Origin of the sequence: Pseudohalocynthiibacter aestuariivivens, assembly GCF_018457175.1 — a bacterium.
GTDB lineage: Bacteria > Pseudomonadota > Alphaproteobacteria > Rhodobacterales > Rhodobacteraceae > Pseudohalocynthiibacter > Pseudohalocynthiibacter aestuariivivens.
In genome coordinates this window covers 679,004-691,900 of record NZ_JAGFNU010000001.1, presented here as the reverse complement: position 1 = coordinate 691,900, position 12,897 = coordinate 679,004, and the positions used below count along the sequence as shown (strand labels likewise).

Here is a 12,897-nt window from a genome sequence, read left to right as displayed (position 1 = left end):
CTTCTACCAATGAATACGGGCCCTTCATTTCTGAAAGGCCCGGCTCAAGATCAAGATCTGTTTCTACGGTTTTCCGGGTGCAGCGACGCGCCCAGAATATGATCGGACCCGTGCACAACATGGCTTGCGCGTCCGACGATCAGCGGATCGGGTGAACCCACAACGCTTTCATCTTTATCAGGGTAGTCAAGCGTTGACAGAAAGTGCCGCATACAATTCAGGCGCGCACGCTTTTTATCATTTGACTTGATAATCGTCCAAGGCGCATCCGCCGTATCTGTGTAAAAGAACATCGCCTCTTTTGCTTCGGCGTAGTCATCCCATTTGGCAAGCGACGCCTGATCAATCGGGCTCAGCTTCCAGCGCTTTAACGGGTCGGTTTTGCGGCTGTCAAAGCGGGCCTTTTGTTCCTTCTGCGTGACAGAAAACCAGTACTTGTAAAGCCTGATACCAGAGCGCGTGAGCATCCGCTCAAACTCTGGTGTCTGGCGCATAAACTCCAGATATTCATTTGGACTGCAAAAGTTCATCACGCGCTCGACACCCGCGCGGTTGTACCAACTACGGTCATAAAACACCATTTCACCTTCGGTAGGCAGGTGTTGAATGTAGCGTTGGAAATACCATTCACCACGTTCCTTATCGGTCGGTTTGTTCAGCGCAACAACGCGGGCTTCCCGAGGATTAAGGTGCTCCATGAACCTTTTGATGGTTCCGCCTTTACCTGCCGCATCACGCCCTTCAAACAAGAGCACGAACTTCTGCCCGGTCTCAGCCACCCATTTCTGAACCTTCAGCAGTTCGGCCTGAAGCAGGGCTTTTTGAGCCTCGTACTCGCTCTTACGCATCTTTTCCGTATAGGGGTAGGTTCCGGTCTCAAAAGCTTGACGAATCTTGTCAGGCGAGACATTTGGAAAACTCTCTATATTGGCGTCGGTTGCTTCCTCAGTAACAGCCGGAGCGGCTGTTGCTGTGGACGATTTAGTGGTACTTACGTTGCGCGCGGTCATGAACGACTCCTTTCAAATTCGGCTAAGACTTTGACGGAAGTCAAAGGCACGTGCTTTGACTTGGATCAACAATTTCCAGCAATTCTCCCTATTTTTGAGGCGTTTTCTGACCTAGCTATGGTTCCAGTCGTCCGGGTTATCAGAATTGTTGGGCGACAGGCCAACAATGTCACCTGCAATTGAACACCCAAGTCCAAGTACAGTTCTGTTTGCATAGCTGAAATAGGAGGAAACCTGATTGATTTCGAGGATTTCACCATCGTCAAATCCGGCTGACCGCAAGCGTTTTATGTTTTCTTCGGTCAATGCAGACGGGTCTTTCGTCAAGACATTCGCATAGTGCATTGCTTCTTTCTGTGCATCATCAAGTGGTGCGGTTGAGATATCACCCGACACGATCGAGGCGCGAATTGCATCGGCGCGTGGATCATTTCCCAGTATCCGCTTCATTCCGGCGAAATGGTGTTCAACACAATAGTCACATTTGTTCAATGCACTGACCCAAACACCAAGCGCTTCAAGAAACCATTTCGGAATTTTGTTCCCGCTGTGATGCAGAACATATTTGTAGATCGCCATATGCCCCTCCATCGTGTGCGGACGCAGGCTGTGGCTCATCATGATGTTGTCGACGTTGTCGTCGGGGCCTTTCACCCGGTCGTAAAGCGTTTTGAGTTTTCCGGTGGCATCAGTGTAGGCGATTGTTTTGATCCAGCTCATTCGTTTCTGTCCCATTTGGTTCACATATAATTCAGACCACAGAAAACGCTGGTTCCACAATCAACAATCCGTCAGTCGGTGGTGGGTTCACTTTACGGGTTTAGTTGGGAACGAACGGGTCCTTTGAAAGGCAGCTGCCGTTCCAATGTGCCTCACCACTATCCTGAGAATCCAGTATCGCGCGCCTGAACTCAGCCCCGCATCGACCGTCGCAAACCGGGCAGTCCCGTACTAATGCGCCGCCGCCGCAACAGAAACAGCCGGGATCAAATTCGTCCAAGGACCAGTCGCTTTTACAAACCGGGCAATAAATTGGGTTAGATCCGCTTTCAATCGCATCAGCAATGTCGTGCAGTGCATCATCCAGAGTTTTAAAAGAAGTGGCTGAGGGGCAGTCTTTAGTACGCTCACGCATCCATGTGAGATGAACCAGCGCGGCCTCCCCATCGGCTGCAAGGTAAAGCACAGCGTCCTGCTTCGTGTCATGCGCAAATGCTGACCAGCTTTTGCCGCGCATCCAGTGATCCGGGGCCATCTGGCGCCTTAAGGCATGTTCCAATCTCAAAGAGGCGAGCCAGCCCAAGATGCACCAGTCCGGGCCAACCGGATGTGGATGCTTCCGCCTTAGTTTGCGCCTACTTCCAAACATTTCGCTGTCCTCACGGGGTGGTTCGTGCTCCGCTATTGTTGACTCAAACTGTTAAACGTTTACCATTTTAAGCTTCAAGATCACAGTCTGACCTCGCCCAGCAAACCCTTGTTTGGATCGCGATCATCATGTGTTGATCGTTCGGAAAATTAAAATGCGCTCTACAGCGCTATGTTATTTCATTGTGTAAGTTGTTGGTGGTCAATCATTTTTTGGCGGTACAGCATGAAACGTCCAGCGAACGACCAAACGTCCACCCCTGTAATTGGCCAGGTTTTTTTGGGGTGGCTCGCAGCTTTATTTCTTGTTGTACTAACGTCTTTTGGCAGCCTGCTTTTACCAACATCAGCCTTCGCTGAGGTAGGGTATGTCGTTCGGTTCAGTTCATCAGAATCTCGTGGAACGGCACCTCTTACCGTCAGATACAACCTATTGGCAGAAACACGCCCAAGAGGGAAAATTGCCCGGGTTGAGATTGACCCCGGCGACGGCAGCGGTGTGATCGTCGCGCATACGGGTCGGGGCTGGATCAGGCCAAACCCGCGCCACAGCTATACACGGCCTGGCAGGTTCACCGCCCGTATGACAATGACCACCGAAGACGGCCAGCGTGTGACGTCACAGGCCCGCGTTACTGTGATGCCGGAAACACCCGCAGATCCGGCAGAGTTGCTGCAGGTTGACGACAATCGTGGGGATGCACCGCACACCGCAACCTTTCGGATTGGCGGAGACAGCCTGCCCTTCACTGCCCGTGCTGCACGCCTGAATTTTGGCGATGGGGAAATCGTAAGGGTCCTGCCCTTTCAAACGATCTCACACACTTACAGTCGACCGGGCCGGTATCTTGCCCGCCTCGAAATACGAGGGAATGACGGAAATCGCGCGCGCGCCGCACGCATGGTAACTGTCGATGACGCGCCGCGACTGAGGTTCACCGTTGCGCCAACAAGCGGGGCCGCCCCGGTTGAAGTCACTGTAAGGGCAAATGTCCCCGGAGGTGACGTACGCCGGGCTGGCGTTCTGCAAGACGGGCAAGAGATCATCGGCACCGGCGAACTCGTTGGGCAGAACGAAGGCCGCCGCAAAATAACTTTCACGGAACCCGGTACTTATCATTTTGAACTACGCGCCATCACAGAAAACGGAGAGCGTTACCGCGAAAGACAAACAGTTGTTGTGAGAAAAGAAGACCTTGCTGACGGCGAGACCTACTACGAACATGATGGCGGCGTTGTACAGATTATCCAACAAGGTGGCGCGTTTGAGGGAATAATGCGTGCACCCACCGTCGATCAGGCCTTGGCCGGGTATGACATCGGTGATGTTTTTGTGCGTGGTACATTTGCAGATCGATCATACAGCGCGATGCGCCCGCTGAACTATGATGACCCTAACAGCGAACGACGTCGCTATTATGAAGATCACGCCGTGCAAGTTGCGGGTGGCAGCTACCATGTCCGGTTTCCACAATGCCCGCCGCAATGGGGTGAATATGGCTTCAACATTACCTTTGGTGACGAAGAGAATCAGGCCACAACAATTTCAGGGACTGTCGTTTACAAGGATTTTGTGACACGGGCAGAGCTTGCCTTCAGCCGCGCGGGCGAACCAATGCCCCGCGCCGGTATAACTGGTCGCATTCGCTGGGTTGCCGAAATGATCGCGATGATGCGGCGCTATGGCGACAACAGCGGCAGACCAGACGAATGCGTTACCGAAGACGCACCTGACACGACGCGACCCGCTATTTTCACCAGAATTTCACGTGAGCGCGCGCAGGAACTCGCGCGTCAGAACGTAAATAACATCCGGGATTTCGCTGAGCGTGCCTATGACGGTTTTGACGGGCCACCGCCTGACGACGGCACACCACGTATGACAGACCCGACATATGGCGACCCCCCTTCCAGCGAAGATCCGGTCTATCTGGCGTCGGGGGAGTTCTACGAAACCTCGGTCGATTTGCGCGCGCCTGCGCCGCTTGGGCTGGGCTGGCGTTTCCAGCGCACCTACCGCAGCCAGTCACCCGTGCATACCAGCATGGGGCATGGTTGGGTGCATAACTACCAGCTTGCACTGGTGCGTGATGATGACGGCTGGCGGCTTCGGGATGAAAATGGCGGGCATGAGTATTTCCGCCCGACCGAAGGGGCACTGTTTCAAAGCGCCGATGGGGCACGGCTAAAGATCAGCGCTGAAGATCGTGTCATCCGGACGCGCGACGGCATGATCTATACGTTTGTTCCAGAAACCGGATTGGAAGATCAGTCACGGCTCGAACATGTAGTGGCGGCTGGTGGGGCGCGACTGGATTTCGACTATGATCTGCAGGGGCGGCTGGTTCGTGTCGTTGACGGAAACCGGGCTGAAGCGCGCTATACCTATGACGGGGATCGCGGATACCTTGTGCGTGTGGACGCACCCGACGGCACAGCCGTGGGGTTTGCCCATGATCAGGATGGAAACCTCTATTCGAAATATGACCTGAATACAGAGACTGGTACAGCGCTGAACGAAACCCGCTATGTCTATCGCGGCGGCGGCGAAGAGGCCCCGCAGGAACTGCGCCATAACATAACGCAGGTCTGGCTTGCGTGGGGCATAGACCAACAGCCATCCCTCGAAATTCAATATGGTGAAGAAGCGGATGGTGCCAGCTTTGACCGGGTGGTCTCGCAACGCACTGGCACCCTTTTTGAGAATTTTGAATACGGTCGTCAGACCACAAATGGCGCAGAGCTCTTCACGACGCGCTTGCAGGCAGAGGGCCGCGCAGCGGAGCTTCATCTTTTCGCGCGTGACGGGCGGCATGAAGCCACCACTTACATCATGCCCGATGCGGAAAACATCATGACCGACCTGCTCTATGACGCATCAGGCAAACCAGCAGGGCGCATCTACGCGTCTGGCGCGTCGTTCACGACAACCGCAGGCCCGGCCGCCAATCTGACGATCGAAACACGCACGCCAGAGCCCGGAAGTGACCAGCAACCTGTTCACTGGGTTGTCGAGACTGAACCGGTTTTTGGCCAGCAAAAGGCGTTCTTTGGACCCTTCATCGGAGCGATCCCCAGCGACATGGCTGAGATTGAGGCCAAGCGCAGGATTACACGGATTTTTGACTATGAAGAAGCGGGCGCTGGGGCCTCTGCTGCGCTGAGCGCTTTTGGTATCAGCGCAGGCAACCAGCCGCTTGGCGACGTGAACCAAGATGGTTTAACTGATCAGTCACTAGGCCGGATGATTCAGGAAACCAGAGCGGATGACGCAGGCGTCACAAGCCATGTCTGGACTGCAAGCGGCGCACGTGCGGAAACCCGCCGTCCAGACGGAAGCATGACGCGCTACACCTACTCTGACCAAGGATACCTAGCACAAGTCACCGAGATTGATACGCAAGGCAGGCAAACGACCAGCGCGACCTATGACTGGGACGAAAACGGCGGCCTTATCGGGGCTGAAGTGGGTGATAGCAGCTATATTGGTATCGAACGCGACGCACTTGGGCGAATGGTGCGTGTCACACTGGCAGGCCGCCCGGACCGGTCGTTTGAGTATGATGCCTTTGACCGGATCATCGCTGAACACCGCGACGGCCAGAAAGCTGCAGAGTTTGTCTATGACGGTTTTGGCCGGCTTGTGGAAACCCGGCGCTGGGCGGATGCAGGTGAGCCGATTGTCGAAACCTACAGCTACGACACCTTTGGCAGGGCGATTGGCGCAACTGACCCCACCGGAAACTGGTCACGCGAGATTGACCTGCTCGGCCGAACCGTTCGTGAGGTTATGCCGGATGGCGAAGAACGCCGGTTTGCCTATGATGTGGAAGGCCGCTTGATATCAGAGTCGGGCTTGGGATGGTCGCACGCGCACCGATACGATGGGTTTGGCAGGCGGATCGAAACCGCTACACAATCCGGCGACATTATTCGTGTCTCATACGACGATGAAGGTCGCCACGCCACGCGGACCGTTTTTAACAATGGGACTGTTGTTCAGGAAATCTCCCTGCAACGCGGGCAAGACGGGGACCTGAGCGCAATTGCAGTAGCTCTAAACGATACGGAAAAGGTTGTTTTACCCGGCGGTGACAGCACTGTTTCTGTTGGCCTCAGAAGCGCTGCTCTTTATCCGGTGTCAACGGAGCGCGATCTGATGGGGCGCGTGACCGGTTTTGCAAGCAACGATGGATCAACCTGGCAAACGTCCCTTGATGAAGCGGCCCGTCTGACCGAAGTTTCCCGCAACGGGAAAAGCATTTTTTCAGTTGTTTATCAATCTGATGAGCAACAAGCAGTGGTGCAGATGTATGGTTTCGCATCACAGCAGTTCCGGCGCGAAGGGCTGGTTGAAACACGGACCGATGGACGTGGGGTACAAACAGTTTCCACACGTGACGGCTATGGCAGATTGGCAAACGAAGTCGCAACTTTTGACGCACAATCCGCGGAACGTACATACACCTACGACAGCGTTGACCGGATGATCGCTCACAGCAGGGATGAAACCACATGGAGCCGCCGTTACGAGGGTGCCGCCCCAATTGAAGACCGCCTTAGCATTGCTGACAGTGACTCCTATTCGATAACCCGCCGCTATGATGATCAGGGGCGATTGGTGGAAAGGGTACTGCCAAGTGGCACAGCATCCACATTCAGTTACCCGGATGACTCAACCGTTGTTGTTGCCGTCGGACGCGATACCATCAGGCTAGTTTATTCGGCTGAGGGCGCAATTTTATCGGCAACCATGGGTGACGCCGTAGTTGAATACATGCTGCCAATCTCTGGTGCGCCGGACTCGGCTTTCCGTGTTACCGCCAAGGGGGGCGGGCAAACTCTGCTCGACAGACGTATTCGTTTTGAAAACGGCCGCGCCGCTGCCATTGATGAGCCTTTGTTTGGCGATCCGCAAAGGATTGAGCGAAACGAAGCTGGCCGCATCACCTCTGTTTCCCAAGGTGGACTTGGCGATTCAGGTTCACCAGAACTGCGTAAAGAAGAGTTTAGCTTTGATGAAGCGGGTGCGAGGCTTTCCGCTGGTCAGTCAAGCCCGTGGCTGCCAACCCACGCGGAAGATGCCTCGCTCGCAACGCTTGATCCTGACGGGCGGGTTACCGTACTGAACGACCGGACGATAGTGCGCGATCCGTTTGGACTTGTTTCCACCGTTGAGTGGAACGGCACGACAACTAAATTGCTGCGCGACGGACAAGGACGTGTGGTTGCCTTACGTGGTGACGGACGTGCCGATGATATCATCTATGACGGAGGTACGATTACCGGCGTTTATCGAAACGGTGAACCAGCGGCTGAACACATCCTGGACCCAAACAATGTGCCCGTTGCACGCGTTTCCGAAGCTGGTCTTGAGTTGCTTGCGCTTGACTTTGGCGGTGGGCCACTGGCCTACATCGGTTCGGATGGAAAGTTTGGCACACGCATCTTTCTGTCAGCATTTGGTATGCCCGAATTCCTTAACGAAGGTGTCATGCGCACGCCAGATATTCCACAACCCCAACTTGACGGAATGCTTTTTGATCCGGCGTCGGGACTTTATCTGACCGCGATCCGCGCGATGGACCCTGAGATCGGCCAGTTCCTTTCGCCAGAACCATTTGGTCCACTGGCCTCTCCGCTGCCCTATGAATATGCGGCGGGAGATCCTTTCACTTTCCGCGATACAACCGGCGCAATTCCATCCGGAAATGGTGGGATCGGCGCAGATGTGGAACCGACAGAGGGTTTATTCGATAGCATTGCGAAGATCTGGGACAACGTCACCAGCATTTTCAAAGATGAAGTCGAAGACGAGATCGGCCGCGCTTCTGATGAAGACAATAGCGGTAACGTGGACAACAATGACCAAGGCGGCTCTGGCGGATCGGAGCCAAGCACCGGGTCCGCTGGCAACAACGCAACCGAGAACCGCAGAGAACCCGTCTACACACCAAGTGAACGCAGACGCGAAAGGGACCTCGAAAGGGAAGAGGAAGCACGTGATCGACGCGCAAGAATTGCAGAAATTGAGGCGCGCCAAAGAGCCGAAGAATCCGCTTTTAAACGAAACTCCCGGTTTGCGCATGAAATCCTGCCGGAAGAGGTGAGAAATCAGTGGCTCGATGAAGAAGACGTTTTCCTAAACGGTTATAATCGCCTCTACGACGAAGACACCGCACCCTGGGGCGAACCCGCCACAGGACCAAGTGTTGGCAACGAGGGCGATCCACATGCCTTGCTACGCGAAAACCTGCGACAGCGTGAAGGGTTCCGGAATCGCACAAGCGACAGGCTTCGGTTCCTGTTCCGGGAACAGATTTCAACACCACCGCCTGTTGCACCCCCTGCAGCACAACTTAACCCCCCGCCCCGCCCAGCACCGCCGGGTCGTCAGCCGAGTGGAATAAGCGGTTTTGCAGGTGGATCGCCGCGGCCAAGCACGGCACCGGCACAGCCCACTCCTGCAGAGCGGAAAGGCCCTGGCGGCATGTCAAGATTGGGGAACCTGCTGAGATGAAACGTTCTTTACTCATTCTTTCCATCGTCGTTGTTTCCCTTGCCACCCAAGTTTCTGCGCAGGAACGCCTTTCAATTCCTGTCAGTTCGGAACCAAGCGGTGCGACGATTTTCCTGAATGGGGCTGTGGTCGGGGTCACTCCCGCAGATGTCGCCCTATCCACAGGAGCCGGTCTTTCTGAACTCAGACTTGTGAAGCCAGGATACGATGTGTTTTCGCACGCCTTTCAGCAAGATGAGACCCCAATAAATATTGCTGCGGAACTCGTCACGCGCCCGACAATAATTCCTGTGACAGTCACAGACGACCGGCCTTCCGCAGCTGACGGCGTTATCACGTTGCGAGAGGCTTTGAACTACGCTTCGGGAGCTAACCGCCCTGTAGGGTCAGATCGCGTTTTAATTAATGGCCCTGTTGGTGAAATGCGCGCCGACAATATCGTGATATCCGTCGAAGGCTACGGGCCAAGCCCCGTTCTGACCATGACAGAACCTTTGCCACCCCTGTCTGGTAATGGTGATCGGCTAAGCGGACCTGCGAAGCGCGCGAGCATTGCGATGGCGCACGGATACACGGTGCGTGGAGCCGGGCTGGTCATGGGGCCGGAAACCGAAGTTGAAAACCTGATCATTGATGGGTTTGACATTGGCCTGTCTGCCGAAGGGTTTGGCACGATGGTTGTGCGCGATGTTTCAGTTATCGGAGGCTTTGTCGGCTTCAGTGCCTCTGATGGCGCAGAGCTCCTGCTTAGCGGCGCGGATGCAATAAACCTCGCTACAAACACACTTGCCCACGGTGATGGAATTATTGATGGCTTCGTTGACGCGATAGTGCTCGATGACTTTGATAATCTGACACTTTATTCAGGTCCACCTGGCGAAGAAGGATACTCTGTCGTTGAAGGTTGGGTAGAACCAAGCGGCGCAAGCAACCTGTTTGTTCGCCACGCCGAAACACGCCCGTTGCGAGAGGTCGAAGGGCTGGACGCGACCACGACCAGCTATCACATGTATCACATTTTCGGGGCTGGGCAGTCTGACCAGCGTTGGCCGTGGCATGTCTACGACGGCATGGACGGTGACTATTTCCAGTGGGAATTCATAGATCCCCCGGAATATGAACATATGCAGGTGATGGGGCAGCGGCCCATGCGCACCGACAAATTCACACTGCACCACCTGCAATCCGAAGCGCGGCTTGTAAAGTTCACCTTCAGTCTGCTTGGGCACACCGGGTATGTCATTGAAAGTTTTGAATTAGATGCCGATCCGCTAATGAATGAAATTGCCATCGACCCCGAGCTGGATTTCTTTGGTTTTCGGATAAATGTCGTAGAGGCAACAGGCAATTCACCCGGCTTTACCGAAATTGAAGCAGAAATTCTGGATTCCGACGCTTACGAGCCGGTCAGTGTCAGCCGCCGCCGCGCGGTATTTCCCCGTCCGGCGCGTGGGGTGCTTGGTGTCGTAGAAATCAACAATGTTCTTCGTCCGATTGGTGAGGCCATCTTTGCAGAACAATCACCTGTGCATTTCTCGCAAAATAACAACGTTTACAAAGCGCAAGAAATTGTTCGTGAAACACTGCCACAGACTGCAACTGTGCAGGATATTCTTGCCGCGCTCGCTACAGTGTCGGACGCGGAGCAAAGTGAAATCATTATTCCGGGCACATTGGATATCGACGCGACACTTGGCGAGATATCACAGAGCAATCTTCGCCTGACCGGCGGCGGCACAATTCGCAGCACTGACGGTTCAACGCTGAATTTCAAACGCGCACAGGGCCTTAGACTGGACAATCTTTCCTTGTCTGGAGCCGGGATATTGCTGGAAGATTCCTACCCTGTGATCATGGACCGTTTGACTGTCACGCAATTCGATACCGCTGTAACAGCGAATTCCAGTTACTTTATACTGACAAACAGCACATTTTCCGACGGCAATCGGGGTATTCAGGCAAACGTCGCGTCTATTACGATGACGGGCAGCGTCATAGAAAATGTGTCCGTGGGGATATCATCGCGCACGGCTGACCCGCTTGTATTGATTGGCAACCAAATAACGACACGTGATCATGGTGTCGATCTGCGCGCAGAAGGTGGTTACGCAAGCGTCGCACATTTAATCGCAAATCGTATGGAACCAGCAAATCCGACGACCCCGGTCCAAAGGCCCTCATATCACTCTCGATCCTCGCTGGTAGGTGAAAACAACCCCAGTTACCTGGGCCTTGGAAGCGATACATTCGATGTGCGGTCTCGCCCGACGTGGATCGGCTATGGCATTCACGACATCCGGGTTGGCGGCGCACCTACTCAGGTACGTTTGCTGGAGTTTAGTGATTTCAATACCCGTTGTTTGCTGCAGGCGGATGAAACCGTACCGGGTGCCTCCAAACCAGTATTTCTGTTACAAACAGCAACGGTCGTTTTGCATGACACTGACGCCCGTCTTTTGTGCTTCAACGAAACAGGCGGAGCGGAGATTGCGCTGCCAGCCAATTCACACGCAGACGACCCGATACCTGCAGCGGCACGTTTGGTTGTTTCACTGGACGAGGGGTTTGAAGATGCTGAACCCGGACTAACCAGCGCGGTTACCGCGCGCTTTACCGCTGAACCAATTGGCGCAGGCCAGCCCTACCCGGCCCTCGGGGCGGATCGAGCGGCGGGTAGTCAGTACAATTTGATCACGTCATTGATTAAGGCGGGCGATCATGGGCGCGCCTTTGCACGAGCATACGACGCTTATACCAACAGTCCGCTCGACACACGCGTTGCTGGCACGTTGATCTATGCGGCTGATGAATGGGCAACTGCGATGGAGAGCAAGGGGTTGGCAGCTGAATCGCTCGAATTTCTGACCGACCTTGCAGACTCTGAAACCACGCCAGAAGACGCTGTAACATTACTCATCAACGCGCATTTCAGGCTTGCGGGTACTTTTACCGAACAGCAGCAATGGGAAGACGCCCGCCATCACTACAGGCAGGCTTTGTTGCGCGACCCATCGCTCGAAGCTGCCAGCCAGAATATCACGTATGTTTATCAGGAAGATTTACGCAGCAGGTTCACGCCGGAGAACGCGCAAGACACTGTTGCATGGGTCGATGCAGAAAGCGCTGAACATCCTGAGGACGCTGCCGAGTTGCGTAGTGTCGCAAGTATCTTACTTGGAAATGCTGTCGTTGATGCCATCAATGGGGCGCGTTTTGACGAAGGGCTTGTTCTGGCATCCGCTCATTACAGGTGGGAGGAAAACGAACGCACCATCAATAATCTGCGTGTTGCATTCCAGAATTTTGCTATGGACGCCGTTTCACGACAACAAAGCGATGCGGTGCTTGAAACGCTTGAGCGCTTAACGCGTGAACACGGAAGTGGCCCGGATCTGGCGGGCATTCTGACAAATGTGTTCCACAACACGGCAATCACCGCGATTGAAGCGGGCGATTTTGAAAATGCGCTGTCCGCGGCCCACGTACTTTACGGTGCTAACCCAAATTCGGACTCCGAAGATTTGCTAGCCTATACCTATGGTCAGCAGGCCGAGGCTATACTTGCAACCGGGGATACCGTGCGCGCAATGCGGTTTTTGGTCGATGCGCTGAACAACTACCCAAATCTGACCCGGCTTGAACAACAAGGCCAATCAATTGGCAATCAGGCGGCTTTAAGCGCCTATGAAGCAGGTGACAGCCAAGGGGCTGTGGAAACATTTGAAACCACGATTTCCATCTTCGGTGCCAATGACAACCTGAACCAAAATTTGCGGGTGATCTATGCAAACTGGGCGGTGGATTCTGCCAACTCAGGCAATCTGGATTTGGCTATGCAAGTCGCGCGCGCAGGGCAGGCACGTTATCCAAACGAACAGACCTTTGCGGATGTGATAGATTTCGTGAACAGAAACCAATGAGATTTTTAAGGAGGCGTGGTCAAAAATGCGGAATTCAAATGATAAGTTGAGAGACCTGCAACTCACGCCACTCTTATTA

5 protein-coding genes are annotated in these 12,897 nt (G+C 54.4%); 2 read left to right on the top strand and 3 right to left on the bottom strand.

Annotation, left to right across the window (positions count from 1 at the left end):
- Positions 1–50 precede the first annotated feature (50 nt).
- From ppk2 to J4E70_RS03405, 3 genes are all read right to left on the bottom strand, one after another.
- Positions 51–1,010, bottom strand: a complete 960-nt coding sequence (gene ppk2, locus J4E70_RS03415; RefSeq protein ID WP_213887642.1) for a polyphosphate kinase 2 — start codon at positions 1,008–1,010, stop codon at positions 51–53.
- A 111-nt stretch (positions 1,011–1,121) separates the two neighbouring features.
- Positions 1,122–1,730, bottom strand: a complete 609-nt coding sequence (locus J4E70_RS03410; protein WP_213887641.1) for a carboxymuconolactone decarboxylase family protein — start codon at positions 1,728–1,730, stop codon at positions 1,122–1,124.
- A 100-nt stretch (positions 1,731–1,830) separates the two neighbouring features.
- Positions 1,831–2,379 (bottom strand): hypothetical protein, encoded by a 549-nt coding sequence (locus J4E70_RS03405; protein ID WP_213887640.1) that lies wholly within the window; start codon positions 2,377–2,379, stop codon positions 1,831–1,833.
- Positions 2,380–2,604: 225 nt separating this feature from the next.
- On the opposite strand from J4E70_RS03405, the gene J4E70_RS03400 reads away from it, so the two are divergent.
- Together J4E70_RS03400 and J4E70_RS03395 are read left to right on the top strand one after the other, a co-directional pair.
- Positions 2,605–8,898, top strand: coding sequence for a DUF6531 domain-containing protein (locus J4E70_RS03400; RefSeq protein ID WP_213887639.1), 6,294 nt, complete (start codon positions 2,605–2,607; stop codon positions 8,896–8,898).
- A complete protein-coding gene (locus J4E70_RS03395) occupies positions 8,895–12,818 on the top strand; it encodes a PEGA domain-containing protein (RefSeq protein WP_213887638.1) in 3,924 nt (1,307 codons plus the stop codon). Before J4E70_RS03400 ends, J4E70_RS03395 begins: the two co-directional genes overlap by 4 nt.
- The last annotated feature ends 79 nt before the right edge of the window (positions 12,819–12,897 follow it).

Coding starts and splice junctions, on each gene's coding strand:
- J4E70_RS03405 (WP_213887640.1), bottom strand. CDS start 2,379: ATGTTTGGAAGTAGGCGCAAACTAAGGCGGAAGCATCCACATCCGGTT.
- J4E70_RS03395 (WP_213887638.1), top strand. CDS start 8,895: ATGAAACGTTCTTTACTCATTCTTTCCATCGTCGTTGTTTCCCTTGCC.
- J4E70_RS03410 (WP_213887641.1), bottom strand. CDS start 1,730: ATGAGCTGGATCAAAACAATCGCCTACACTGATGCCACCGGAAAACTC.
- ppk2 (WP_213887642.1), bottom strand. CDS start 1,010: ATGACCGCGCGCAACGTAAGTACCACTAAATCGTCCACAGCAACAGCC.
- J4E70_RS03400 (WP_213887639.1), top strand. CDS start 2,605: ATGAAACGTCCAGCGAACGACCAAACGTCCACCCCTGTAATTGGCCAG.